22 protein-coding genes are annotated in these 25,121 nt (G+C 71.7%); 17 read left to right on the top strand and 5 right to left on the bottom strand.

Going from position 1 to position 25,121, the window contains the following annotated elements:
* The first annotated feature begins 27 nt into the window (after positions 1-27).
* On the top strand, positions 28-2,259 hold the full coding sequence (locus J2W45_RS09325) for a HelD family protein (protein WP_310131058.1): 2,232 nt from the start codon (positions 28-30) through the stop codon (positions 2,257-2,259).
* A 90-nt stretch (positions 2,260-2,349) separates the two neighbouring features.
* Here the strand turns inward: J2W45_RS09325 and J2W45_RS09320 are convergent, their stop codons facing one another.
* Genes J2W45_RS09320 through J2W45_RS09310 form a run of 3 tightly spaced genes read right to left on the bottom strand, consistent with a single transcriptional unit; the run spans position 2,350 to position 4,954 of the window.
* The gene (locus tag J2W45_RS09320) at positions 2,350-3,030 is read right to left on the bottom strand and encodes a DUF1684 domain-containing protein (protein WP_310131056.1); all 681 of its coding nucleotides are present in this window, start codon (positions 3,028-3,030) and stop codon (positions 2,350-2,352) included.
* A complete protein-coding gene (locus tag J2W45_RS09315) occupies positions 3,027-3,623 on the bottom strand; it encodes a hypothetical protein (protein WP_310131054.1) in 597 nt (198 codons plus the stop codon). Before J2W45_RS09315 ends, J2W45_RS09320 begins: the two co-directional genes overlap by 4 nt.
* 50 nt (positions 3,624-3,673) lie before the next feature.
* Positions 3,674-4,954, bottom strand: coding sequence for an RNA polymerase sigma factor (locus J2W45_RS09310; protein ID WP_310131051.1), 1,281 nt, complete (start codon positions 4,952-4,954; stop codon positions 3,674-3,676).
* 145 nt (positions 4,955-5,099) lie between these two features.
* On the opposite strand from J2W45_RS09310, the gene J2W45_RS09305 reads away from it, so the two are divergent.
* Genes J2W45_RS09305 through J2W45_RS09280 form a run of 6 tightly spaced genes read left to right on the top strand, consistent with a single transcriptional unit; the run spans position 5,100 to position 8,948 of the window.
* The gene (locus J2W45_RS09305; RefSeq protein WP_310131049.1) at positions 5,100-5,615 is read left to right on the top strand and encodes an EVE domain-containing protein; all 516 of its coding nucleotides are present in this window, start codon (positions 5,100-5,102) and stop codon (positions 5,613-5,615) included.
* Positions 5,612-6,247: a 2-phosphosulfolactate phosphatase gene (locus J2W45_RS09300; protein ID WP_310131047.1), complete on the top strand. Its 636-nt coding sequence runs from the start codon at positions 5,612-5,614 to the stop codon at positions 6,245-6,247. The genes J2W45_RS09305 and J2W45_RS09300 overlap by 4 nt, the downstream gene beginning before the upstream one ends.
* 40 nt (positions 6,248-6,287) lie before the next feature.
* Positions 6,288-6,593: a DUF427 domain-containing protein gene (locus J2W45_RS09295; protein ID WP_310131046.1), complete on the top strand. Its 306-nt coding sequence runs from the start codon at positions 6,288-6,290 to the stop codon at positions 6,591-6,593.
* A 15-nt stretch (positions 6,594-6,608) separates the two neighbouring features.
* Positions 6,609-7,778, top strand: a complete 1,170-nt coding sequence (locus J2W45_RS09290) for a PQQ-dependent sugar dehydrogenase (protein ID WP_310131045.1) — start codon at positions 6,609-6,611, stop codon at positions 7,776-7,778.
* Positions 7,779-7,799: 21 nt separating this feature from the next.
* Positions 7,800-8,402, top strand: a complete 603-nt coding sequence (locus J2W45_RS09285) for a tetratricopeptide repeat protein (RefSeq protein WP_310131042.1) — start codon at positions 7,800-7,802, stop codon at positions 8,400-8,402.
* A gap of 48 nt (positions 8,403-8,450) precedes the next feature.
* A complete protein-coding gene (locus J2W45_RS09280; protein WP_310131039.1) occupies positions 8,451-8,948 on the top strand; it encodes a SprT-like domain-containing protein in 498 nt (165 codons plus the stop codon).
* Positions 8,949-8,972: 24 nt separating this feature from the next.
* Here the strand turns inward: J2W45_RS09280 and J2W45_RS09275 are convergent, their stop codons facing one another.
* The gene (locus J2W45_RS09275; RefSeq protein WP_310131036.1) at positions 8,973-9,581 is read right to left on the bottom strand and encodes a GNAT family N-acetyltransferase; all 609 of its coding nucleotides are present in this window, start codon (positions 9,579-9,581) and stop codon (positions 8,973-8,975) included.
* Positions 9,582-9,706: 125 nt separating this feature from the next.
* On the opposite strand from J2W45_RS09275, the gene J2W45_RS09270 reads away from it, so the two are divergent.
* Genes J2W45_RS09270 through J2W45_RS09255 form a run of 4 tightly spaced genes read left to right on the top strand, consistent with a single transcriptional unit; the run spans position 9,707 to position 12,639 of the window.
* Complete coding sequence (locus J2W45_RS09270) at positions 9,707-10,321, top strand: CGNR zinc finger domain-containing protein (protein ID WP_310131033.1); 615 nt, start codon at positions 9,707-9,709, stop codon at positions 10,319-10,321.
* Between the two features lie 40 nt (positions 10,322-10,361).
* Entirely contained in the window at positions 10,362-11,123 is a 762-nt protein-coding gene (locus J2W45_RS09265) for a LamB/YcsF family protein (protein WP_310131032.1), read from the top strand.
* Positions 11,120-11,743: a 5-oxoprolinase subunit B family protein gene (locus J2W45_RS09260; RefSeq protein WP_310131030.1), complete on the top strand. Its 624-nt coding sequence runs from the start codon at positions 11,120-11,122 to the stop codon at positions 11,741-11,743. The genes J2W45_RS09265 and J2W45_RS09260 overlap by 4 nt, the downstream gene beginning before the upstream one ends.
* A complete protein-coding gene (locus tag J2W45_RS09255; RefSeq protein ID WP_310131028.1) occupies positions 11,740-12,639 on the top strand; it encodes a 5-oxoprolinase subunit C family protein in 900 nt (299 codons plus the stop codon). The genes J2W45_RS09260 and J2W45_RS09255 overlap by 4 nt, the downstream gene beginning before the upstream one ends.
* Positions 12,640-12,670: 31 nt before the next feature.
* Here J2W45_RS09255 and J2W45_RS09250 read toward each other — a convergent pair whose 3' ends face one another.
* Positions 12,671-13,552 (bottom strand): spermidine synthase, encoded by an 882-nt coding sequence (locus J2W45_RS09250; protein ID WP_310131026.1) that lies wholly within the window; start codon positions 13,550-13,552, stop codon positions 12,671-12,673.
* A 152-nt stretch (positions 13,553-13,704) separates the two neighbouring features.
* Here J2W45_RS09250 and J2W45_RS09245 point away from each other — a divergent pair, with 152 nt between their 5' ends.
* The 6 genes from J2W45_RS09245 (at position 13,705) to rpoC (ending at position 25,089) form a co-directional block, all read left to right on the top strand.
* Positions 13,705-14,223, top strand: coding sequence for a hypothetical protein (locus J2W45_RS09245; RefSeq protein ID WP_310131024.1), 519 nt, complete (start codon positions 13,705-13,707; stop codon positions 14,221-14,223).
* 36 nt (positions 14,224-14,259) lie between these two features.
* Positions 14,260-15,441 (top strand): sensor histidine kinase, encoded by a 1,182-nt coding sequence (locus J2W45_RS09240; protein ID WP_310131022.1) that lies wholly within the window; start codon positions 14,260-14,262, stop codon positions 15,439-15,441.
* Positions 15,438-16,118, top strand: a complete 681-nt coding sequence (locus J2W45_RS09235; protein ID WP_310131021.1) for a response regulator transcription factor — start codon at positions 15,438-15,440, stop codon at positions 16,116-16,118. Before J2W45_RS09240 ends, J2W45_RS09235 begins: the two co-directional genes overlap by 4 nt.
* A 175-nt stretch (positions 16,119-16,293) precedes the next feature.
* On the top strand, positions 16,294-17,367 hold the full coding sequence (locus J2W45_RS09230) for an SDR family oxidoreductase (protein WP_310131020.1): 1,074 nt from the start codon (positions 16,294-16,296) through the stop codon (positions 17,365-17,367).
* A 299-nt stretch (positions 17,368-17,666) separates the two neighbouring features.
* The gene (gene rpoB / locus J2W45_RS09225) at positions 17,667-21,164 is read left to right on the top strand and encodes a DNA-directed RNA polymerase subunit beta (protein ID WP_310131019.1); all 3,498 of its coding nucleotides are present in this window, start codon (positions 17,667-17,669) and stop codon (positions 21,162-21,164) included.
* Positions 21,165-21,213: 49 nt separating this feature from the next.
* On the top strand, positions 21,214-25,089 hold the full coding sequence (gene rpoC / locus J2W45_RS09220) for a DNA-directed RNA polymerase subunit beta' (RefSeq protein WP_310134997.1): 3,876 nt from the start codon (positions 21,214-21,216) through the stop codon (positions 25,087-25,089).
* The last annotated feature ends 32 nt before the right edge of the window (positions 25,090-25,121 follow it).

Raw genomic sequence — 25,121 nt, 5'->3', positions numbered from 1 at the left:
CTGTCGGCCCGGAAACGAGAGGTGGCCATGGGCGTGCTGGAGTCTGAGCTCGATCGCGAACGCGCCGTGGTCTCGCGGCTGTATCGGCGGCTGGACGAACTGCGTGCGGAGACCGAGGAACGCCTCGCCCGCGTGCGCCGCGACAGCGTCGGCAGCAACCATCAGGCACGCAGCGAGCGGGACGCGTTCGCGCGCCTCTACGAGGACCAGCTGACGCAGCTGCGCGACGTGGATGCGCGGCTCGTCTTCGGCCGGCTGCTGCTCGACGAGGCCGTCGACGGTTCCGACCACCGCTACATCGGCCGCATCGGCCTGCGCGACGACGACCAGCGCTCGCTGCTGGTCGACTGGCGTGCGCAGCAGGCGGGCGCCTTCTACCAGGCGACGGCGAGCGAGCGGATGGGCGTCCGCGCCCGCCGGCATCTCACGATGTCGGGACGCCAGGTGACGCGGATCGACGACGAGGTGTTCGACGAGGCGCTGCTCGACGGCGAGCGCGCCGGTGAGCAGGTGCAGGGCGAGGGCGCACTGCTGGCGGCGCTGACGGCGCAGCGGACCGGCCGGATGCACGACATCGTCGCGACGATCCAGGCGGAGCAGGACCGCATCATCCGGTCGGACTTGCGCGGTGCGCTCGTCGTCCAGGGCGGTCCCGGCACGGGGAAGACGGCCGTGGCGCTGCATCGCGCCGCCTACCTGCTGTACGCGAACCGCCAGCGGCTGAGCGCATCCGGTGTGCTCGTGGTCGGCCCGTCGACCGCCTTCCTGCGCTACATCGAGGCGGTGCTGCCGTCACTGGGCGAGACCGGTGTCGTCATGTCGAGCCTGGGGGAGCTGTTCCCGGGAGTCGAGGCGACCGCCGAGGACGCTCCGGAGGCCGCGGTGCTGAAGGGGTCCGCCCAGATGGCCCGGCTGCTGTCGCGCGCGGTCAAGTCGCGGCAGAAGGCACCCGCCGAGGCGCAGACGATCGTCGTGGACAACGAGCGACTGGTGGTCGAGCCCGAGCTCGTGCACCGCGCGATCGCGAAGGCGCAGCGCACCGGCAAGCCGCACAACGTCGCGCGGGTCACCTTCGTGAAGCACGCGCTCGCCGAGCTGACCGACCAGCTGGCGGCACAGCTGCGCGCGGGCGGCTCCACCATCGACGACGCCGACCTGAAGGTGCTCCGCGAGGACCTGCGCACCTCCTACGACGTGCGGGTGCTGCTCAACACCGCCTGGCTGCCGCTCACCCCGCAGAAGCTCCTGCAGGACCTCTACGCCCGTCCCGCCTGGCTCGCCGAGCTGACGCCGCGGTGGACGGACGCGCAGCGCCGCGCCCTGCAGCGCGACCGCTCCGAGCCGTTCACCGTCTCCGACGTCCCTCTGCTCGACGAGGCCGCCGAGCTGCTGGGCGACTTCCCCGGACGGCCGGACCCGGCGGACCGCGAGCGCGACCGCCAGCGCAAACGCGACCTCGAGAATGCGCGCGCCGCGATCCGCAACATGGGCGTGCAGGGGCTGGTGAGCGCCGAGCAGCTGGCCGACGGCTTCGCCGAGCAGGCCGACCGCGGCACGACCGCCGAGCGGGCCGCCTCCGACCGCAGCTGGACCTACGGTCACGTGGTGGTGGACGAGGCCCAGGAGCTCTCGCCGATGCAGTGGCGCGTGCTGGTGCGCCGCTGCCCGATGAAGTCGTTCACGATCGTGGGCGACATCGCCCAGGTCGCGTCGGCCGCCGGCGCGTCGAGCTGGCAGGATGCGCTCAACCCCGTCTTCAAGGACGCCTGGCGGCTGGAGGAGCTGACCGTCAACTACCGCACCCCCGCGCAGATCACCCGCGAGGCGGAGCGCGTCGCGGCGGAGGCAGGACTCCCGATCACGCCGACGCGGGCCGTCCGCGAGGGCGACTGGCCGATCCGGCGGGTCGCCGCCGCCGCGCCGGATGCGCAGGCGCTCGCCGGTGCCGTGGCCGACGCCGTCGCGCACGACCGCGGCATCGACGGTGCGGGCACGCTGGCCGTCATCACCACCGCCGCGGACCTCCCCACGGTCTCCGCGGCCGTCGGGGAGCGGTTCGGCGAGCAGGCGGGCCGGGGCGCCGCGGGCCTCAGCCGGCCGATCGCCGTGCTGACCGGCTACGAGGCGAAGGGACTGGAGTTCGACGCGGTCGTGCTCGCCGACCCGGACGCGCTCGCCGCGGAGTCGCCGCGAGGCGCCGCATCCCTCTACGTCGCCATGACGCGCCCCACCCAGCGCCTCACCCTCGTCTCACGCTGAGCGACGCAGCCGCCGAGGTGCACGTCGTTGCGCCCGACACGCCGAGCGGATGCGCAACAAGGTGCACCTCGGCGAAGAGAGCGGCCGGGATCAGGCGCCCGCGTACCGCTCGCCGACCGGGATCTCGACCGGCAGCGTGTTGCCCGCCTGCGCGAGCGGGCAGGCCCACGCCGGGTCGTACGCGCACGACGGGTTGTAGGCGAAGTTGAAGTCGAGCACGAGCGAGGCCTCGCCGTCGTCGGCGTCGAGCCCCAGGTCGGCGCCCTTGATGGTGTCGATCAGGTAGCGTCCGCCGCCATAGGTGCCGCCGGGGCGGCCGGCCAGCGCATCCTTCACCGGCACGAACAGCCCGCCGCCGTACGACGAGAGCCGCCAGACGTCGAGGGTCCCGGCGAGCGGCACCCGCACCGTTCCGAGCAGTTCGAACGGCACGACGCCGTCCGTCCCGGTCTCCACGTCCATCCGCTTCGCCTCGGTCGCGGGATGGATCGGCAGCTCGAACCGCCAGTCCGGGTCGTAGGGCACGACGGGCAGCCCGGCGAACCTGTCCCGGTCCTCGGGCAGCAGCGGTGAGGCGGGGTGGGCGGCGAAGAGGTCGTTGCGGCACGAGATCCAGTGCGCGTGCGCCTCGGCCGGGTCGTGCCCGGCGAGCCGGCGGACGGAGGCGTACAGCGCGAAGACCCGGCGCCGCCAGTCGGCGGTCTGGACGGCGGTGATCGCCCGCGCGCCGTCGGCGATCGCGCCTGGTGCGGGCTGCTCGGTGTTCGTCATCGCTGCGCTTCTCCCGTCTCGGTCGCGGCGCCCCCGATCGGCGCGCCGGGCGCGGAGCCGACGGCGTCCTCGTCCGCTTCGTGCACTTCCGGATCGTAGGCCCAGGTGGGTGCGAGGCGCCGCAGGCGCACGCCGCGCCACTGCCAGAACGCCCAGAACGCGTACCAGGCGAACGGCGTCAGTGCGCCCGCGCGCACGATGAGCTGGTCGCGGTAGAGCGTCCTCAGCCGGCCGTTCTCGTCCGGGCCTGCCGGATCGGGCGCGATGGCCATCCGGTGGTCGAGCCGGGGGATCGCCGCCAGCATCCCGCCGGTGCCGCCGCCGCTGTCGCGCAGGATGCGCGTGCCCCGCTCCCGCGGATCGGTGGAGCGCAGGGCGTCGAGCCGGATGGCCTGTGTGCCGACCGTGAAGGCGCCGAGCGCCCGGACGCTCACCCGGTGCTCCGACCCCCACGTGGTCGGAAAACCGCCGGGCTCGTCCGAGCGGAAGTCCAGCCACGGCAGGGCCACCTCGCGGAACGCCGTCGGGCTCTGCAGGGCGCGCCAGGCGGCGTCCGGGTCGCAGTCGAGGATGAGCTTCAGCAGCACGCGCATGCTCCCAGTGTCGTCCTCGAGATCAGGATGCGGTGGCCGGGATGGCCGACTCAGAGGCATTCCCCGGCTCGCGCCAGCAGCAGGTCCCGTTCCCGCTGGTTGCCGGTCATGGCGGCGGCCCGCTCGAACTCGATCCGCGCCTCCGCCCGGCGGCCGAGCCGCAGCAGCAGGTCCGCCCGCACCGACGGCAGCAGGTGGTACGACGCGAGCGCCCCCTCCACGGCCAGCCGGTCGACCAGCTCGAGCCCCGCCTCCGGTCCGTAGGCCATCGACAGCGCGACCGCGCGGTTTAGGTCGACGACGGCGGATGGGCGCAGCTCGGAGAGGGCGGCGTAGAGCGCGACGATCTCCTCCCAGTCGGTCGCGTCGGGGGTCGGCGCGGTCGCATGACAGGCCGCGATCGCCGCCTGCAGCGCGTACGGCCCGCGGCTCACGGGCGGCCGACGGCTCAGCCGCAGACCATCCGACCGGGCGAGCGCGGCCTTCCCGCGCCCGATGAGGATGCGGTCCCAGCGCGTGCGGTCCTGGTCCTGCAGCAGGATGGGCGAGCCGTCCGCCGCCGTGCGGGCGCCGAGCCGGGACGCCTGGAACTCCATCAGCGCCACCAGGCCGTGCACCTCCGGCTCCCGCGGGGTCAGCTCGGCGAGCACGCGCCCGAGCCGCAGGGCCTCGCGGCACAGGTCCGGCCGCATCCAATCGTCTCCGGCGGTCGCGGAGTAGCCCTCGTTGAAGATCAGGTAGACCACCTCGAGCACCGAGGCGAGCCGCTCCCCGAACTCGGCGCGCTCGGGGACCTCGAAGGGAACGCCGGCGGCGCTCAGCGTCCGCTTCGCTCGCACGATCCGCTGCGCCATCGTGGCCGGCGGCACGAGGAACGCCCGCGCGATCTGCTCGGTGGAGAGGCCGCCGAGCAGCTTCAGGGTCAGAGCGACGCGTGCCGGCTGGGGGAGCACGGGATGGCAGGCGACGAACACCAGCCGGAGCAGGTCGTCGCCGATCGGCTCCTGCGCGGCACGGGCCGGATCGTCCTCGCCGAGCTCCTGCTCCAGGTGGTGGGCGATCGCGGCGTACCGGTCGTCGAGCCGCTCGCGGCGCCGCCAGCCGTCGACGGCCCGCCGTTTCGCCACGGTGGTGAGCCACGCTCCGGGGTTGCGCGGGATGCCGGACTCCGGCCACTGCTCCAGCGCGGCGACCAGCGCATCCTGGGCCAGCTCCTCCGCGAAGCCGACGTCACCGGTGGAGCGGGCGAGCCCGGCGATCAGCCGGCCGGACTCGATGCGCCACACCGACTCGACGGCACGTCGCGCCTGCGCGGCGCGGTCGTCGCTCATCGGCCGGCCTTCGCCGTCTGAACCGAACGCATGGTCACATCTTCCTCCGCGGTCTCTCCGTCATGGTCACGTCGATCCGCGCCGGCCCGTTTCGACACGGTGCCGATCCGGCGCCGATGACGGCGGTGTGCGCTACAACGGGACCATGGCGATCCGTTACTGGCTGGGCGTTGTGCAGCTCGATCACGTGCTGCGCGGCGTCGCCGGCGGCTTCGCGCAGGTCAACCACGGCGCGCGGGCGCCGCTCGAGCGGATGGGCCCGGCCGACGGCTTCGTCTACTACTCGCCGCGCGTGTCGTATCCGGACGGCGAGCCTCTCAAGCAGTTCACCGCGGTCGGACGGATCGCCGACGACGCGGTCGTCCAGGTGACCCAGGGGCCGGCGATGTCGGGGCCAGCGTCCGACTTCCGGCCCTGGCGGCGCCGCGTCGAGTGGGACCACGACGCCGTCGCCACGCCCATCCGTCCCCTGCTCGGCGCCCTCGATTTCACCCGCGACCGGCCGGACTGGGGCTACCAGCTGCGGCGCGGCGTCATCGAGCTGACGCGGCACGACTTCGAGCTGATCCGCCGGCAGATGCGGCCCTCGCCGGGCGAGCACCGTCCGGCCCGTTCGGCGCGATCGGAGGTCGCCGGGCCGCGGATTACGATGTCCCGGTGAGTTCGTCCAGCATCGCCGAGACCACCGCATCCGTCCCCGCCGCATCCGTCACCACCGGGTCCGTCCCCGCCGCGCATCGCCAGGCCAAATACCAAGTCCGCTTCGACACCGGCCCCGCGGGCCTCGCCGCGATCGCGAGCGACGCCGACGTGATCGTCCTGGTGGATGCGCTCCCGCCGATCGGCGGCGGGGCGGCGCTGGACGCCCCCGGCGACGCGGCCGTTCTCACCGCCGGACTGACCGACGCGGAGGCGGTTGCGAGCTGGATCCTCGCCGAGCAGGTGTGGCTGGGCCGCCGGGCCATGATCGCGCTCGTCGCCGTGGGCGAGAGCGCGCACGACGGCTCCCCGCGTTTCGCCGTGGAGGACCTCCTCGCCGCAGGGGCGGTGGTGGATGCGCTCGCCGCGCTGGGCATCGACTACGCCTCCCCGGAGGCGGCCGCCGCGTGCGCCGCGTTCACCGGCCTCCGCGGCGCCGTCGCCCACATGCTCACCGCATCCGTCACCGGTCAGGAGCGGATCGCGGCCGGCGCCTCACCGGCCGAGGTCGCCGCCGCGGGCCGCGTTGGATCCTCCGACGCTGTGACCGTGCTGCGAGCCTCCCGGAAGAGCGGTGCGCGCCCGGCGGAATGATCGCGCCCGGGCGTACGTTCGGCCAGACAGGAGGTTTTACATGAAAGCCGTGCTGAACGACACCGTCATCGCCGAGGCCCCGCAGGAGGAGCTGATCCGCATCGAGGGCAACTGGTACTTCCCGCCCGCGAGCGTCAAGTCCGAGTACCTGGTCGAGAGCGACACGCCGTACACCTGTCCCTGGAAGGGCGAGTGCCAGTACTTCTCCGTGAAGTCGGAGGACGGCGGCGTGCTGCAGGATCGCGCCTGGAGCTACCCGACCCCGTACCCGAGCTCGTTCGACCGGGTGGGTAAGGACTACAGCAACTACGTCGCCTTCTGGAAGGACGTCCGCGTCGTCGACTGACGACCGGAGCCGACGATGTCCCGTCCCGGCCGCCGCTCAGGGCTTCTCGCCCTGACGGCGGCCGTGTTCGTTCTGGCGGGATGCTCGGCGCCGCCGACGCCCGATCCGACGGTCACCCGAACACCGACCTCGACGCCACGGCCGACGGGCACCTCGGCCGCGGTCGCGGCGATCCCCTGGCAGCCGAGCGGCGCATCCACCGTGCTCGAGACCGGGTTGGAGGCGCCCTGGTCGGTCCTCCGCCTCCCGAGCGGTTCGGCCCTGATCAGCGAGCGCGACTCCGGCGCCGTGCTCGAACGGCTGCCGGCGGGCGGCCTGCGACCGGTGGGCACCGTTCCGGGGGTGGTGCACCAGGGCGAGGCAGGTCTCCTCGGCCTCGCGGTGCAGGCGGACTCTGCCCCCGCATCCCTGTACGCCTACCTGACGACCGGCGAGGACAACCGGGTGGTGCGGATGCCGCTGAGCGGCGTGCCGGGAAGCTACGCGCTCGGCGCGCCCGAGCCCGTGCTGACCGGCCTGCCCAAGGCGTCCAACCACGACGGCGGCCGGATCGCGTTCGGGCCGGACGGCATGCTCTACGTCACCGTCGGCGACGCCTCCGACCCCCAGCGTGCGCAGGACGTGGCGTATCTCGGCGGCAAGATCCTGCGGCTGACCCCCGACGGCGACGTCCCCGCGGACAACCCGTTCCCCGGCTCGCCGGTGTGGAGCTACGGCCACCGCAACCCGCAGGGCATCGGCTGGGACTCCCGCGGCACGATGTGGGCCGCCGAGTTCGGCCAGAACACGTGGGACGAGCTCAACATCATCCACCCGGGGAACAACTACGGCTGGCCGGTCGTCGAAGGCGTCGGCGGCGATCCGCGGTTCATCGATCCCGTCCACCAGTGGCCGACGGACGAGGCGAGCCCGAGCGGTCTCGCGGTCGTCGGCGACACGATCTTCCTGGCCGCGCTCCGCGGGGAGCGGCTCTGGACGGTGTGGCCGACCGACGGCGGAGCACCCGTCTCCGTCGCCCCGTTCTTCGCCGGCGAGTTCGGACGGATCCGGGATGCGGTGGCCGTCGGTGACCGCATCTGGCTGCTGACGAACAACACCGACGGCCGCGGATCCCCGCGCTCCGGCGACGACAGGCTCATCGAGGTGCCGCTCACTCCCGCGCAGGCTGTCAAGCGCCCGGGCTGAGCGCCCGCTGCGGGTAGTCTTGTGAGCGAGACACCGATCGGGAGCAGAACCCTGAGCATCATCCTCGGATACGATCCGACCACCCTGCGCGAACGCGTCGATCTGCGCGCTGCCGGCGAGCGGCTCGAGGAGCTCGGCAGCCTGCGCAGCCTGAGCGCGCTCAACGAGAAGGCCGTGCTGCTGCGTCTGCTGGGCCGGCTCGACGAGGCCATCGACATCGCCAACGAGGCGGTGCGCCAGGCGCGGTTCACCGGCGACCGCGAGCAGCTGCTCGGCGCGCGCATCCGTCACGCCCAGGTGCTGCAGTACCAGGGCAAGGCCGACGAGGCGATCATCGAGCTGACCGGATGCGTCGACGAGGCCCGGGGCCGGGAGTGGACGGCGCTGGAGGCGTTCGCCATCCAGAACCGCGGGAAGGTGTGGTTCGACACGGGCGACTACGAGAACGCCCTGGCCGACATGACGGCTGCGGTGTTCCTGCGCGAGAAGCTGGGCGCCTCTCCGGCCGAGATCCAGGCGGCGCTCACCGCGGTCGCCGTCGTGCAGTCCGCCCTCGACGTGCAGCGCGGCAGCGCCGGCGGTGCCGGTTCACCGGACGGCCAGGGCGGCACCGATCACGCGTAGGATGCTCGACATGGAGGAGTGGAGCGCTCCGGGCGGGGACCGTCGCTGATGGCCGAGCTCGACCGCGTGCGGCGCTGGGCGGATGCCCTGATCGCCCTGCACCTGGATCCGTCCGTCTGGAGTTTCGGTTTCGACAACGCCAAGACCCGCGCGGGCCTGTGCAACTACACCACCAAGCGGATCACCGTCTCGCGCTACCTGGCGGCGCGCTACGAGGACGACGAGATCCACCAGATCCTGCTGCACGAGGTCGCGCACGCGCTCGCGGGCTCCCGGGCCGGTCACGGCCCGCGCTGGCGCGCGATCGCGCTCGACCTCGGCTACGAGGGCAAGCGCCTGCACGGGGGTGCGATCGCCGACGACCTGGCCCCGTGGGTGGGAACCTGCCCGAACGGACACACGCACTACCGCTACCGCAAGCCCGCCCGCGCCCTGGCGTGCGGGGCGTGCAGCCGGCGGTTCGACGCCGCGAACCTGATCGCCTGGCAGCACCGCGAGGTCTCCCCGGCGCAGCGCCGGGTCGCCGCGGCGGCCGCGACGGAGTAGCGCCCGGCGCCGAGCCTCCCGGGTTCAGGCGTGCGCGACCCCGAGCCGCTCGTCGAGACCATCCCGCACCGCCGGCCACTCGTCGCTCAGGATGGAGTACACGGCCGTGTCCCGCCAGGTGCCGTCCGCGCGGCGCTGGGTGTGCCGGAGGACGCCCTCGAATCTCGCCCCGAGCCGCACGATCGCCGCCCGCGAGCGTTCGTTGAGCACGTCGGCCTGCAGCTTCACGCGCTCGAAGCCGTGGTCGAAGGCGGTGCCGAGCAGCAGGCGCTTCGTCTCGGCGTTCACGCGACCGCCCCACGCCTCGGGCGCGTACGCCGTCCAGCCGATGTGCGCGGACTCGTTGACCAGGTCGAAGTCGCCGAGGGTCGTGGTGCCGACCAGGCGGTCGCCGTCACGGAGCACCACGGCGGTCACGTTGCTGCGCTCCCAGTCGAGGTAGCGCAGGATGAACTCCCGCCACTCCTCGTAGGTATCGCGGAACGCCGCGGGACCGCCGCCCCACCCGCCGGCGAACACCTCGGCACGGCCGATCGCGTCGAAGAGGTCCGGGAGGTCGTCCAGCGTGAGCGCGCGCAGACGCACCGTCGCGCCCTCCAGCGTCGCGGTCGAGTCGGGGCGGGTCGCGGTCATCCGCCCAGTATGCCAAAGCGGGTCGACGCTCGTGCCCGGTCGCGGTGCCGCCGGTCCGGTACAGTATCGGGGGCCCTCCGGCCTCGTTGCGGCTGCCGCATCCGCTAACCGACTATGTTGGTTACATGGCGATGGAAGCGATACTCACCCGAGGGACCGGCCAGTGGATGGAGCCCGCCGACGGGCAGCGCTGGTGGTTCGACTCGGGCTCGCTCGCCCTCGACTTCGCCTACACCGGCGGCCTCGACTCCGAGGCGGGGGAGGACGCGACAGTCCGCGACGCGGCAGCGCTCAACGACTGGCTGGTCGAGCGGTTCCCCGAGGTCGCGCCGACCGCGGGGGAGCGCGAGTTCCGCGACGCCGGCGGCCTGCGCGCGGCGATCGGCCGCCTGGCGCGCCAGGCGAGCGTCGGCGACCCGCTGTCGCCCGACGACGTGGACGTCGTGAACCTGTTCGCCGCCACCCCGGACATCCCGCCGGTGCTGGCCGGCGGCGGCCGTCAGGCGGGTCGCACGAACGCGCGCCCGCACCAGGCCCTTGGCTCGATCGCGCGCGACGCCGTGCGCCTGTTCGGACCGGACGTGGACGGCCGGATCCGCGAGTGCTCCGCCGACGACTGCCGCCTGGTCTACCTCGACACCTCGCGCAGCGGCACCCGCCGCTGGTGCTCGATGCAGCGTTGCGGCAACCGCGCGAAGGTCCGGGCGCACCGGGCGCGGGCGGCGCGCGCCCGGCAGTAGTGCCGAGGGAGCCGGCGACCGAGGTTGGCACAATAGGGACATGACGCGTCCCATCGACCTCAACAGCGACCTCGGCGAGTCCTTCGGCGCCTGGTCGATGGGCGACGACGCCGCCCTGCTGCGGCTCGTGTCGAGCGCCAACGTGGCCTGCGGCTTCCACGCGGGTGACGCCTCCACCATGCTCGCGACCTGCCGGGAGGCGGCGGCGAACGGCGTGACCGTGGGTGCGCACGTCTCGTACCGCGACCTGGCCGGTTTCGGCCGCCGGTCGATGGATGTCCCGCCGGGCGAGCTGCGCGATGAGGTGCTGTACCAGCTGTCGGCGCTGCACGGCCTGGCGCGGGTAGCCGGCACGGCCGTCCGCTACGTGAAGCCGCACGGCGCGCTGTACAACCGCATCGTCCGCGACGACGCCCAAGCGCGGGCGGTGGTGGATGCGGTGCTCGCCTTCGACCCGTCGCTCGCCCTGCTCGGCCTCGCCGGCTCGGCGGTCGAGCACGCGGCGCGGGACGCCGGCCTCCGGTTCGTGCGCGAGGCCTTCGTGGACCGCGGCTACCGCGCCGACGGCACCCTCGTGCCGCGCACCGAGCCGGGCGCCCTGCTGACGGACGACGCGGCCATCGCCGCCCGTGCCGTTCGCATGGTCGAGGAGGGCCGCGTCACAGCGGCCGACGGCACCGACATCCCGGTCGAGGTCGACTCGCTGTGCGTGCACGGCGACACCCCGGGCGCCGTGACGATGGCCCGCGCCGTGCGCGACGCGCTCGCCGGGGCGGGCGTCGCCGTGGAGCCGTTCGCGTGACCCGCCGCATCCTCCCGTACGGGGATCGTGCGCTCCTGATCGAGCTGGACGGGCTGGACGCGGTGCTCGCGCTGTTCCGCGGCCTCGAGTCCACGCGCCCCTACGGGGTCGTGGACCTCGTCCCCGCCGCCCGCACCATCGCGGTGGAGGTCGAGCCGCGCATCCTGCCGCTCAGCGCCGCAGCCGCGTGGGTGGAGCGCACCCCTCCCCGGGAGCCGGAGGCGGGCGAGGAGCGGATCGTCGACGTGGCCGTGAGGTACGACGGCGAGGACCTCTCGGAAGTCGCGCGGATCACCGGGCTGACCGAGCGCGACGTGGTCGCGGCGCACACCGGCACGCCGTGGCGGGTGGCGTTCGGCGGCTTCGCCCCGGGGTTCGCGTACCTCGTCGCCGATGCCCACGCGGCGCCGCTCGAGGTGCCGCGGCGCAGCACGCCCCGCACCTCCGTCCCCGCCGGATCCGTCGGGCTGGCCGGAGCCTTCAGCGGCGTCTACCCCCGCTCCAGCCCGGGCGGCTGGCAGCTGATCGGCCGCACGGATGCGGTGCTCTGGGACGAGGCCGCCGACCCTCCCGCACTGCTCCGGCCGGGCACCGTCGTGCGCTTCCGGGAGGCGTCGTGAGCGTCCGCATCCTGGACCCCGGTCCGCTGGCCCTGGTGCAGGATCTGGGGCGGCCGGGCCTCGCCGTCGTCGGGGTCGGCCGCTCCGGCGCGCTCGACCGCGGTGCCCTGCGCCTCGCCAACCGGCTTCTCGGCAACCGCGAGAGCGACGCCGGGGTGGAGGCGCTGCTCGGCGGCCTCGCGGTGGAGTTCGAGCGCGACACGTGGTTCGCGGTGACCGGCGCGACCGGCCCGCTGCTGCTCGACGACCGCCTGGTGGATGCGCACCAGGCGGTCCGCGCCCGCGCCGGCCAGACGCTTCGCATCGGCACGGCCGTCGCAGGAGCCCGCCGCTACCTCGCCGTCCTCGGCGGCATCGACGTGCCTCCCGTCCTCGGCTCCCGGTCGCGCGACACCCTGGCGGGTCTCGGGCCGGCGCCGCTCGCAGCGGGCAACGTGCTGCCGCTCGGCGAGCATCCCGGTACCGACCTCCCGCTGCTCGACTTCGTCCCGGTCGCCGAGCCGACGACCGACGGGGTCGAGGTGCGCGCCTACCGGGGCCCGCGCGCGGACTGGTTCACGGAGGCGGCTCTCGACGCCTTCTTCACGCTCGACTGGCGCGCCGCCGACCGCAGCGATCGCATCGGCGTGCGGCTCGACCCACCGCCCACCGGCCGCCACACCGCACCCGCCGTGCCGGAGGTCCCGGTACTCGAACGTGCGGTCGTGGGCGAGCTGCCGAGCGAGCCCATGGTCGCAGGCTGTGTGCAGGTGTCGCCGGACGGCCGTCCCACCGTGCTGCTCGCCGACCACCCGGTGACCGGCGGCTACCCGGCGATCGCGGTCGTCGCCGACTCGTCGCTTGATGCGTTCGGGCAGCTGCGCCCGGGCCAGCCGGTGCGGTTCCGGCACGCCTGACGCGCATCGGCCCGCGCGCGCGGGCGGGGTTTCACTCCCGCCGCGTCCCGGTCTGGAAGATGCTGCGCGCCGGCGTCGGCGACGGCACGCTGGTCGCATCCGTCACGATCGGAGCACCCGCGGCGAACGTCCGCAGCTCCGCGCCCGCGACGGCCTTGGCGGGATGCGGACCGCTCGCCAGCAGCCGCGGCAGCCACTCCAGCGGTAGCGGCGAGTTGGAGCCGACCAGCACCACATTGCCGAACCGTCGGCCCTTCAGCACCTGCGTCTCGGCGAGCGCCGCGACGTTCTCGACGACCGCGCCCAGCGTCGACACCTGGCTCCGCGCGAAGGTGAGCGGCGGTCCGTCGGCGACGTTGACGAGCACGATGCCGTCCGGCTTCAGCAGTGACACCGCCGAGCGGTAGAACTCCACGCTGGTCACGTGCGCCGGTGTGCGGGAGCCGCTGAAGATGTCCACCACGAGCAGGTCGACCTGGCCGCGCAGCCCGGCGGGCAGCTTGCCGACGACCTCGCGGGCATCCCCGTGCCGGATGCGGATCTGCGCGTAGCGGGGGAGCGGCAGGTGCTCGCGCACCAGGTCCACCAGGCGGCTCTCCAGCTCCACCACCTGCTGCCGCGACCCCGGCCGGGTGTACGCGATGTAGCGCGGGAGGGTGAGCGCCCCGGCGCCGAGGTGCACCGCGGTGATCGGCTCGCCGGGCTCGCCGATGAGGTCGATGACGTTACCCATCCGCTGCACGTACTCGAAGAACAGCTGCGTCGGGTCGTCGAGGTTCACGTGCGACTGCGGTGTGCCGTCCACCACCAGCTGGTACGCGCCGGGGACGAACCGGTCCGGCTCGACCGTCGCCAGGTATCCGCTCTCCGAGAGCGTGACCGAGGGATGCTGCGACGCCGGGTTCTGAGGCACACCGGCAGCCTAGTCGCGGCATCCGCCCCGCTCGTCCGGCCCGTTCCTCCACCCGGATCTCCACCCGCATCTCCACCCGTCGGCTGTGCCGGGTGTGGGCGCCGCGGCGCGACGCTGGAGGGGTGCCGGATGTTCCGGCCGGAAAGGCTCCCATGACTGTCCAGACGCTCGGAAACGCGATCCTCATCCTCCTGCTGATCGGGTGGGTCGGCTACCGGCAGCTCACGTGGCGGCCGGTCGTCGTCTCGCGGATGTGGCGAGGGCCGGCCGTCTTCGCGGTCGTCGGTGCGGTGCTGCTCGTGCAGCAGGCGCACCCGGCGACCATCACCGCGCTCGACCTGGCCGTCATCTCCGGCGAGATCGTGCTGTCGCTCGCCATCGGCGCCTGGATGGGCGCGATCGCCCGGTTCCGCCGCCTCCCGGAGCCCGTGGTCGCGGGCAAGAACCCGACCGACATCGCGGTGTACGAGTCGCGCACCGGTGTGCTCGGGCTCGTGCTGTGGGTGGCCGTGATCGCCGTCCGTGTCGTGATCGACGTGCTGGCGTCTCAGGCCGGGGCCCACCTGGTGGCATCGACCGGCATCATCCTCCTGGTGTTCGCGGCGAACCGCGCCGCGCGGACGGCGGTCTTCGCCGCGCGGCTCGACCGTCACGCCGCGGTGGCGGCGTGACGGCGCGCCCGTGCGCCCTGGCTGCATGATGGTCGAGTGAACTCCGTCCGTCCCAGCTGGCTGTCCCTCGCGCTGACCGCGGTCGGCGCGGCGGCGGTCGGCTACGGGCTCCTCACCACGCACTCGTCGGTGCGCCCGCCCTGGGCGCTCGCCCTCGGGCTCGTGAGCGTCGCCCTCTGGATCGTGCGCGGCCTGCTCGCCCGGGCGGGCCTCGGTCGCGCGGCGGCCGTCTGCTCCGTCGTGATCGTCCTGATCGCCGCTCCGATCGCCGCCGTGACCGACGGACTGACGATCGTGCCGGCCGCCGTCGCCGTGGTCGCCCTCCTCGGCGACCCGCGGGAGCCGCTGTGGGAGGGGCTCCTCCTCGGTGGCGTCGGTGCGGCCCTGGTCGCCGTCGGGGCGGTGCCGGTCGGAGCGCCGGTGCTGGCCGTGCTCGCGATGATGGGCGGGATGCTGCTGGGCGTCTTCGGCGGCCTGAGCCGGCGCCAGTTCCGCGTGGCGGAGGAGCAGGCGGCCCTCCTGCGCGAGCGCGAGGTGGAGAGGCGGGAGGAGGCGTCCCGCGTCGCGATCGCCCGCGATCTGCATGACGTGCTCGCGCACAGCCTCGGCGGCCTCGTGATCCAGCTAGACGCGGTGGATGCGCTGCTCGAGGCAGGCGACACCGCCTCCGCCCGCTCCCGGGTCGTCGCCGCCCGCGGCCTCGCGGCGGAGGGACTGGGAGAGGCGCGGCGCGCGGTCGCCGCGCTCCGCGACCCGGCCGTCGCGGGGGAGGCCACCGTTGCTCCCGCGCTCGAGGATGCCCTCGCCGACGCCGTGGCGACGCACCGCTCCCTGGGCGGCGGCGCCGAGCTCTCGGTGACGGGCACTCCGCGCTCCGTCACCCCCGCGCAAAGCGCCGCCTTCCAGCGGGCGGCGCAGGAGGCGCTGAGCAACGCCAGGAAGCACGCGCCCGGTCAGCCCGTGCGGCTGGACCTCGCCTGGCAGGATGACCGCGTGCGCCTCACGATCTCCAACCCGCTCGCCGCCGCATCCGCCGGGGACGGCACGGCCGCGGTATCCGCCGCGGAAGCTGCGGCCTCGGCGCTCGCCGCGACCGGCGGCGGTCACGGACTGCAGGGCATGCGCGAGCGTTTCGCGGCGCTGCCCGCGGGCGGGTCCGTCGAGGTCGCCGAGACGGCGGACAGTTTCACCGTCACGGTCACGGCGGTCCTGCAGTGACCGCGCCAGACCGCATCCGCGTCGCCGTGGCCGACGACCAGGCGATCATCCGCGACGGCCTGGTCACCGTCCTCGGACTGCTGCCCGACATGGAGGTCGTCGGCGAAGCAGCCGACGGGGAGGCGGCGGTGGCGCTCGCCGTCGCCGAGCGACCCGACGTGCTGCTGATGGACCTGCGCATGCCCGTGCTCGACGGGGCTGCCGCGACCGCCCGGGTGCGCGACGAGGCGCCGGAAACCGCGGTGCTCATCCTGACCACCTACGCCGACGACGCATCCATCATGGGTGCGCTGCGCGCCGGAGCCCGCGGCTACCTCACCAAGGACGCCGGCCGGTCCGAGCTGGCCGCCGCCGTCCGCGCGGTCGCGAGCGGCCAGACCACGCTCGCCCCCGAGGTCGGCGCGCGCGTGATCGGCGCCTTCAGCGCCGGCGCCCCGGCGGCGCCCGCCGACGCCGCCGGCCCCGCGGACGCGGCCGCCGCGCTCACGCACCGCTTCCCCGCACTGACCCGCCGCGAGGCCGAGGTGCTGGCCCTGGTCGGCGACGGCCTGAGCAACGCCGAGATCGCCGCGACCCTCTTCGTCAGCGTCGCCACGGTCAAGACCCACATCAACGCGATCTTCGCCAAGCTCGCCGTCCGCGACCGCGCCCAGGCCATCGCCCTCGTCCGCTCCTGACCCGCCCCCGCCCCACCTCCGCCCTCCGCCCGCCCAACCTCCGCCCTCCGCCCGCTTCTCGCGACTGCTGCGTCGCGGAACGTCTGCGCCCCGTCGCGCACCCGCACTCGTTCCGTACGACCGCAGTCACCCGCGGCGGTAGCGCCGCCGCGCAACCGGGAGAAGGATGGGACCCGTGAGCGATCCGAGCACCACCCCCGACCGCGTCCTCGTCACCGGCGGCTCCGGCTTCCTCGGCGCCCACTGCGTCCTCGCCCTGCTGAACGCCGGCTACCGCGTGCGCACCACCATCCGGACGCCCGCGCGCGCCGCCGACGTCCGCTCGCAGCTCGCGGCCGGCGGCCTCGACGACCCCGGCGACCGCCTGGAGTTCGCCATCGCCCACCTGACGTCCGACGAGGGCTGGGCGGAGGCGGTGGCCGGCTGCCGCTTCGTGCTGCACGTCGCCTCCCCGTTCCCGTCGACGCAGCCCAAGGACCCCGACGAGCTGATCCGCCCCGCCCGCGACGGGGCCCTCCGCGTGCTCCGCGCAGCGCGCGACGCCGGGGTCGAGCGGGTGGTGCTCACCTCCTCCTTCGCGGCCATCGGCTACGGCCACGCGCCGACCGATCGGGCCTTCACCGAGGAGGACTGGACGGAGCTCGACAGCGGCCGCCCGGTGAGCCCGTACGTGCAGTCGAAGACGATCGCCGAGCGCGCGGCGTGGGATTTCGTCGCCGAGCACGGCGCCCGCCCCGACGGTGCACCGCTCGAGCTCGCCACGGTCAACCCGGTCGGGATCCTCGGTCCGGTGCTCGGTCCCGACGTCTCCACCTCGGTCGAGCTGATCCGCCTGGTGAAGGAGGGACGCCTCCCGCGACTGCCCGACGTCCGGTTCGGCATCGTCGACGTCCGCGACGTCGCCGAACTGCACCTTCTCGCCATGACCCGGCCCGAGGCCGCCGGGCAGCGCTTCCTCGCGATCGCCGGCGATGTGATGAGCGCCCAGGAGGTCGCCCTCCTGATCCGCGGGCACCTCGGCGAGGCCGCCGGCCGGCGCATCGGCACGAAGCTCATGCCGATGTGGATGCTCAAAGCCGCCGCGCCGTTCAGCCGCCGTGTGCGCGGATCGCTCTCCGACCTCGGGTCGGTGCGCCGGGCGACCTCCGCCAAGGCGCAGACAGTGCTCGGCTGGTCTCCGCGCACCCGCGAGGAGGCCGTCATCGCGACCGTCGACACCCTCCCGACGTACCGCTCGCACCGGTCCTGATCGGGCCACGAGCTGCCCGCAGCGACCGGGAATATCCGGCCGTTCGCCGGGTTATACCCCAGTACGCGCCTCCGGTCAAGAAAAGACTGGACACGGCGCGTCTGATTGACATATAGTTGCTCTTTGCGCTCCCAGTCAAACTTCTGCCTTCATATTGCGGTCGGCTCTGACTTCTCCGCGTGTGCCTGGGCCCGTCCTTTCGGGTCATATACGGCAGCGCGACGCGACTGGGAGTTCTCGTCCAGACAACTACACGACCGACAGTAACTGGGCCGACCGGGCCCACGGAGGTTATTTCCTTGGCTGCTGCGCGCAACGCAACCAACACCGACAAGACACCCAAGAACGGACGAGCCGCATCTCGTCTCTCGTTCGCAAAGATCACGGACACCCTCACCGTTCCCGATCTGCTCGCACTGCAGACGGAGAGCTTCGACTGGCTGGTCGGAAACGACGCGTGGAAGGCGCGCGTCGCGGAGGCCGAGGCCCAGGGTCGTCAGGATCTGCCCGCCAACACGGGCCTCGAGGAGATCTTCGAGGAGATCTCTCCCATCGAGGACCTCGGCGAGACCATGCAGCTCTCGTTCACGAACCCCTTCCTCGAAGAGAAGAAGTACTCGATCGACGAGTGCAAGGAGAAGGGCAAGACCTACGCGGCCCCGCTCTACGTCGAGGCCGAGTTCATGAACCACCTCACCGGTGAGATCAAGACGCAGACGGTCTTCATGGGCGACTTCCCGCTCATGACCGAGCGCGGCACGTTCATCATCAACGGCACCGAGCGCGTCGTCGTCTCGCAGCTCGTCCGCTCGCCGGGCGTGTACTTCGAGGCCACCCCCGACAAGACGTCCGACAAGGACATCTTCTCGGCCCGCGTGATCCCGAGCCGTGGAGCGTGGCTCGAGTTCGAGATCGACAAGCGCGACCAGGTCGGCGTCCGCATCGACCGCAAGCGCAAGCAGTCGGTCACCGTGTTCCTCAAGGCCCTCGGCCTCACGAGCGAGGAGATCCTCTCCGAGTTCGCCGGGTACCAGTCGATCGAGCTGACCCTCGAGAAGGACGCCATCCTCACCAAGGAGGAGGCGCTCAAGGACATCTACCGCAAGCTGCGTCCGGGCGAGCAGGTCGCCGCCGAGGCCGCGCGTGCGCTGCTCGACAACTTCTACTTCAACCCGAAGCGCTACGACCTCGCGAAGGTCGGCCGTTACAAGATCAACCGCAAGCTCGGCCTCGAGGCCCCGCTGTCGGACTCGGTGCTGACCGTCCAGGACATCATCGCCACGATCAAGTACCTGGTCGCCCTGCACGACGGCCAGACCACGTTCAAGGGCCTCCGCAACGGCGTCGAGACGGACATCCGCCTCGACATCGACGACATCGACCACTTCGGCAACCGTCGTATCCGCGCCGTCGGCGAGCTCATCCAGAACCAGGTCCGCACCGGTCTCTCCCGCATGGAGCGCGTCGTCCGCGAGCGCATGACCACGCAGGACATCGAGGCGATCACCCCGCAGACCCTGATCAACGTGCGACCCGTCGTCGCCGCGATCAAGGAGTTCTTCGGAACGTCGCAGCTGTCGCAGTTCATGGACCAGAACAACCCGCTCGCGGGTCTGACCCACAAGCGCCGCCTCTCCGCGCTCGGCCCCGGTGGTCTGAGCCGTGAGCGCGCCGGCGTCGAGGTCCGTGACGTCCACCCGTCGCACTACGGCCGCATGTGCCCGATCGAGACGCCGGAAGGCCCGAACATCGGTCTGATCGGCTCGCTCGCGTCCTTCGCGCGCATCAACTCCTTCGGCTTCATCGAGACGCCGTACCGCAAGGTCGTCGAGGGCCGGGTCACCGACCAGATCGACTACCTCACCGCTTCGGAGGAGGACGACTTCGTCGTCGCGCAGGCCAACGCCCCGCTCGACGCGAACGGCCACTTCGTCGAGGAGCGCGTGCTCGCCCGTCAGAAGGGCGGCGAGGTCGACCTGATCCCCGCCGACGAGATCGGCTACATGGACGTCTCCCCGCGCCAGATGGTGTCGGTCGGTACGTCGCTGATCCCGTTCCTCGAGCACGACGACGCCAACCGAGCCCTCATGGGTGCGAACATGCAGCGCCAGGCGGTGCCGCTGCTCCGCTCGGAGAGCCCGGTCGTCGGTACCGGTATGGAGGGCTACGCGGCCATCGACGCGGGTGACGTGGTCACCGCGGAGAAGTCCGGTGTGGTCAGCGAGGTCTCGGCCGACGCGGTCACCGTGATGGCCGACGACGGCACGTACCAGACCTACTACCTGCGCAAGTTCGACCGCTCGAACCAGGGCACCTCGTACAACCACCGCGTGGTCGTCGACGAGGGTGACCGCATCGAGCAGGGCGAGGTCGTCGCCGACGGTCCCGCGACCGAGAACGGCGAGCTCGCGCTCGGCAAGAACCTGCTCGTCGCGTTCATGCCGTGGGAGGGTCACAACTTCGAGGACGCGATCATCCTCAGCCAGAACCTGGTGAAGGACGACACCCTCTCCTCGATCCACATCGAGGAGTACGAGGTCGACGCCCGCGACACCAAGCTGGGCAAGGAGGAGATCACCCGCGACCTGCCGAACGTCAGCCCGGACCTCCTGGCCGACCTCGACGAGCGCGGCATCATCCGTATCGGCGCCGAGGTGCGCCCCGGCGACATCCTCGTCGGCAAGGTCACGCCGAAGGGCGAGACCGAGCTGTCGGCCGAGGAGCGCCTGCTCCGCGCGATCTTCAACGAGAAGAGCCGCGAGGTGCGCGACACCTCCCTCAAGGTCCCGCACGGCGAGGAGGGCACCGTCATCGGTGTCAAGGTCTTCGACGCGCAGGACGGCGACGACGAGCTCGGCTCCGGCGTGAACCAGCGCGTGGTGGTCTACATCGCCCAGAAGCGCAAGATCACCGCGGGTGACAAGCTCGCCGGCCGTCACGGCAACAAGGGCGTCATCTCCAAGATCCTTCCGGTCGAGGACATGCCGTTCCTCGCCGACGGGACGCCGGTCGACGTCATCCTGAACCCGCTGGGTGTCCCCGGTCGAATGAACTTCGGTCAGGTCCTGGAGATCCACCTCGGGTGGATCGCCAAGAACGGCTGGGAGATCAAGGGCAAGCCGAAGTGGGCCGCCGAGCTTCCGGAGCAGGCCTTCTCGGCCGCGCCGAACACGAAGGTCGCGACCCCGGTGTTCGACGGTGCGAAGGAGGAGGAGATCGCTGGTCTGCTCGACTCGACGCTCCCGACGCGCGACGGCGACCGCCTGATCGGCTCCTCCGGCAAGACGCAGCTGTTCGACGGCCGCTCCGGCGAGCCGTACCCGGACCCCGTTTCGGTCGGCTACATGTACATCCTGAAGCTGCACCACCTGGTCGACGACAAGATCCACGCGCGTTCGACCGGCCCGTACTCGATGATCACCCAGCAGCCGCTCGGTGGTAAGGCGCAGTTCGGTGGTCAGCGCTTCGGTGAGATGGAGGTGTGGGCCCTCGAGGCCTACGGTGCCGCGTACGCGCTGCAGGAGCTCCTGACCATCAAGTCGGATGACATCCTCGGCCGCGTCAAGGTCTACGAGGCCATCGTCAAGGGTGAGAACATCCAGGAGCCGGGCATCCCGGAGTCCTTCAAGGTCCTCATCAAGGAGATGCAGTCCCTCTGCCTGAACGTGGAGGTGCTCTCGGCCGACGGCCAGGCGGTCAGCCTGCGCGACTCGGACGACGAGGCCTTCCGCGCGGCGGAAGAGCTCGGCATCAACATCTCCTCGCGCTTCGAGTCCTCGTCGATCGACGAGATCTAAGCGGCAGCCAGACCTACTGACGAATCTCAAACAGGAGAGAGTGAACACATTGCTCGACGCAACAACTTTTGACGAGCTGCGTATCGGCCTGGCCACCGCTGACGACATCCGTCGTTGGAGCTACGGCGAGGTCAAGAAGCCGGAGACCATCAACTACCGGACCCTGAAGCCGGAGAAGGATGGACTCTTCGGCGAGCAGATCTTCGGACCGTCCCGCGACTGGGAGTGCTCGTGCGGCAAGTACAAGCGCGTCCGGTTCAAGGGCATCGTCTGCGAGCGCTGCGGCGTGGAGGTCACCAAGTCCTCCGTCCGTCGTGAGCGCATGGGCCACATCGAGCTCGCCGCCCCGGTCACGCACATCTGGTACTTCAAGGGTGTGCCCAGCCGCCTCGGCTACCTGCTCGACATGGCGCCCAAGGACCTCGAGAAGGTCATCTACTTCGCCGCCTACATGGTGATCGAGGTCGACGAGGAGGGTCGCCACGCCGACCTTCCCGGCCTCGAGAACGAGCTCCGCCTCGAGATCAAGACGCTGTCCGACCAGCGCGACGCCCGCGTCGCCGAGCGTCTGCAGCGCCTGGAGACCGACCTCGCGGCGCTCGAGGAGGAGGGTGCCAAGGCCGACCAGAAGCGCCGTGTCAAGGACACGGCCGAGAAGGAGATGGGCCAGCTCCGCAAGTCGTTCGACGAGGACATCGCCCGCCTCGAGCGCGTGTGGGAGTCGTTCCGCACCCTCAAGGTCGGCGACCTCAAGCCGGAGGACGCGGACTTCAACGAGCTCCTCGACCGCTACGGCCTGTACTTCGAGGCCTACATGGGCGCCGAGGCGATCAAGCGCCGCCTGCAGGCCTTCGACCTGAACGCCGAGGCCGAGCTGCTCCGCGAGCAGATCGCCACCGGCAAGGGCCAGAAGAAGATCCGCGCGATCAAGCGTCTGCGCGTGGTGTCGTCGTTCCTGGCGACCGGCAACTCGCCGGCCGCGATGGTCCTCGACGTCGTCCCGGTCATCCCGCCGGAGCTGCGCCCGATGGTCCAGCTCGACGGTGGCCGCTTCGCCACCAGCGACCTGAACGACCTGTACCGCCGCGTGATCAACCGCAACAACCGCCTCCGTCGTCTGCTCGATCTCGGCGCCCCCGAGATCATCGTGAACAACGAGAAGCGCATGCTGCAGGAGGCCGTCGACGCGCTGTTCGACAACGGCCGCCGCGGCCGTCCCGTCACGGGTACCGGCAACCGCGCCCTCAAGTCCCTCAGCGACATGCTGAAGGGTAAGCAGGGTCGTTTCCGCCAGAACCTGCTCGGAAAGCGCGTGGACTACTCGGGCCGTTCGGTCATCATCGTGGGTCCGCAGCTCAAGCTGCACCAGTGCGGTCTGCCCAAGCAGATGGCTCTGGAGCTGTTCAAGCCGTTCGTCATCAAGCGCCTGATCGACCTGAGCCACGCTCAGAACATCAAGGCCGCGAAGCGGATGGTGGAGCGCTCGCGCCCGCAGGTCTGGGACGTGCTCGAGGAGATCATCCGCGAGCGCCCCGTGCTGCTGAACCGTGCACCCACCCTGCACCGTCTGGGCATCCAGGCGTTCGAGCCGCAGCTCGTCGAGGGCAAGGCCATCCAGCTCCACCCGCTCGTCTGCGCCGCGTTCAACGCGGACTTCGACGGCGACCAGATGGCGGTGCACCTGCCGCTGTCGGTGGAGGCCCAGGCCGAGGCCCGCATCCTGATGCTCGCCTCGAACAACATCCTGAAGCCGTCGGACGGCCGCCCGGTCACCCTGCCCTCGCAGGACATGATCATCGGTCTGCACCACCTCACCACCGTCCGCGAGGGCGCCGTGGGCGAGGGTCGCGCGTTCTCCTCGGTCTCCGAGGCGATCCTCGCGAAGGACCAGGGCACGCTGCACCTGAACGCCAAGGTCAAGATCCGTCTCGACAACTACGTGCCGTCGGACGCCGCCGACACCGGGGCCACCCCGATCACCGCGATCGTGGAGACCACCCTGGGCCGCGCTCTCTTCAACGAGACGCTGCCGGCGGACTACCCCTACGTGGAGGATGTCGCCGACAAGGGCACGATTTCGTCGATCGTGAACGCCCTGGCCGAGCGATACCCGAAGGTGGAGGTCGCCGCGGCGCTCGACCGGATCAAGGACGCCGGCTTCTACTGGGGCACCCGCTCGGGCGTCACGGTGTCGCTGAGCGACATCCTGACCCCGCCGAACAAGGCGCAGATCGTGGCCGGCTACGAGAAGAAGGCCGCCAAGATCACCTCCGAGTTCGAGAAGGGTCTGACGACCGACCTCGAGCGTCGCCAGGAGCTGGTGAAGATCTGGACCGAGGCGACCAACGAGGTGGCCGAGGCCATGCGCGCCAACTTCCCGGCGGACAACACCATCAACCGCATGGTGACGTCCGGTGCCCGTGGTAACTGGCTGCAGGTCCGCAACATCGCCGGTATGCGTGGTCTGGTGAACAACCCGAAGGGTGAGATCATCCCCCGTCCGATCATCTCCTCGTACCGCGAGGGGCTGTCGGTGGCCGAGTACTTCATCGCGACGCACGGTGCCCGTAAGGGTCTGGCCGACACGGCCCTCCGTACGGCGGACTCGGGCTACCTGACCCGTCGTCTGGTGGACGTCTCGCAGGATGTCATCATCCGTGAGGACGACTGCGGCACGACCAAGGGCCTCGACCTGCCGATCGCGACGGTCGGCGCCGACGGCACCCTCACCCGCGACCCGAACGTCGAGAACTCGGTGTTCGCCCGCACGCTGGCCGCTGACGCGGTCGGCACGGACGGCACCGTGGTCGCGAAGGCGGGCGAGGACGTGGGCGACGTGCTCATCGACAAGCTGGTCGCCGCCGGCGTCACCGACATCAAGGTCCGCTCCGTGCTGACCTGCGAGTCGGCGGTCGGCGTCTGCGCCGCCTGCTACGGCCGTTCGCTCGCGACCGGCAAGCTGGTGGACATCGGCGAGGCGGTCGGCATCATCGCCGCCCAGTCGATCGGCGAGCCCGGAACGCAGCTCACCATGCGTACGTTCCACACCGGTGGTTCCGCGTCCGCGGACGACATCACCCAGGGTCTGCCGCGCGTCCAGGAGCTGTTCGAGGCCCGTACCCCCAAGGGTGCGTCCCCGATCGCCGAGGCCGCCGGCCGCATCGTCATCGAGGAGACGGACAAGTCCCGCAAGGTCATCCTGACCCCGGACAACGGCGACGAGCCGCACGTCTACCCGGTGCTGAAGCGCTCCACCCTGCTGGTGGAGGACGGGCAGCACGTCGACCTCGGTCAGCAGCTGATCGTCGGCACCGTCGACCCGAAGGAGGTCCTCCGGGTGAAGGGCGTCCGCGAGGTCCAGAAGCACCTGGTGGGCGGCGTCCAGGGCGTCTACCGCTCGCAGGGCGTGCCGATCCACGACAAGCACATCGAGGTCATCGTCCGCCAGATGCTCCGCAAGGTCACCGTCGTCGACCACGGCGACACCGACCTGCTGCCGGGTGAGCTCGTCGACCGTTCGCGGTACAACGAGATCAACCGTGCTGCGCTGCAGGAGGGCAAGAAGACGGCGTCCGCCCGTCAGGAGGTCATGGGTATCACCAAGGCCTCGCTGGCGACCGAGTCGTGGCTGTCGGCCGCGTCCTTCCAGGAGACCACCCGCGTCCTGACGCAGGCGGCCATGGAGGGCAAGTCCGACCCGCTGATCGGTCTCAAGGAGAACGTCATCATCGGTAAGCTCATCCCGGCCGGAACCGGCCTGTCGCGCTACCGGAACGTCTCGGTGGAGGCGACCGAGGAGGCCAAGGCGGAGCGGTACCCCAACCGCATCTTCGCCGACGACTCCGCGTTCAACGAGAGCGACCTGAGCTTCGTCGACTTCGACAGCTTCAGCTCGGACGACTACACCCCCGGCACCTACAACTAAGCGGGTAGTCCGTGCCACGAAGGCCCCCGGCT

This window comes from Leifsonia shinshuensis (assembly GCF_031456835.1).
Lineage (GTDB): Bacteria > Actinomycetota > Actinomycetes > Actinomycetales > Microbacteriaceae > Leifsonia > Leifsonia shinshuensis_C.
The sequence above is the reverse complement of the archived record's forward strand: the minus strand, read 5'-3'. Positions and strand labels throughout refer to the sequence as shown.

Coding starts and splice junctions, on each gene's coding strand:
- J2W45_RS09320 (WP_310131056.1), bottom strand. CDS start 3,030: ATGACGAACACCGAGCAGCCCGCACCAGGCGCGATCGCCGACGGCGCG.
- J2W45_RS09275 (WP_310131036.1), bottom strand. CDS start 9,581: ATGACCGCGACCCGCCCCGACTCGACCGCGACGCTGGAGGGCGCGACG.
- J2W45_RS09245 (WP_310131024.1), top strand. CDS start 13,705: ATGACTGTCCAGACGCTCGGAAACGCGATCCTCATCCTCCTGCTGATC.
- J2W45_RS09290 (WP_310131045.1), top strand. CDS start 6,609: ATGTCCCGTCCCGGCCGCCGCTCAGGGCTTCTCGCCCTGACGGCGGCC.
- J2W45_RS09295 (WP_310131046.1), top strand. CDS start 6,288: ATGAAAGCCGTGCTGAACGACACCGTCATCGCCGAGGCCCCGCAGGAG.
- J2W45_RS09270 (WP_310131033.1), top strand. CDS start 9,707: ATGGCGATGGAAGCGATACTCACCCGAGGGACCGGCCAGTGGATGGAG.
- J2W45_RS09265 (WP_310131032.1), top strand. CDS start 10,362: ATGACGCGTCCCATCGACCTCAACAGCGACCTCGGCGAGTCCTTCGGC.
- J2W45_RS09310 (WP_310131051.1), bottom strand. CDS start 4,954: ATGAGCGACGACCGCGCCGCGCAGGCGCGACGTGCCGTCGAGTCGGTG.
- J2W45_RS09305 (WP_310131049.1), top strand. CDS start 5,100: ATGGCGATCCGTTACTGGCTGGGCGTTGTGCAGCTCGATCACGTGCTG.
- J2W45_RS09280 (WP_310131039.1), top strand. CDS start 8,451: ATGGCCGAGCTCGACCGCGTGCGGCGCTGGGCGGATGCCCTGATCGCC.
- J2W45_RS09325 (WP_310131058.1), top strand. CDS start 28: ATGGGCGTGCTGGAGTCTGAGCTCGATCGCGAACGCGCCGTGGTCTCG.
- J2W45_RS09315 (WP_310131054.1), bottom strand. CDS start 3,623: ATGCGCGTGCTGCTGAAGCTCATCCTCGACTGCGACCCGGACGCCGCC.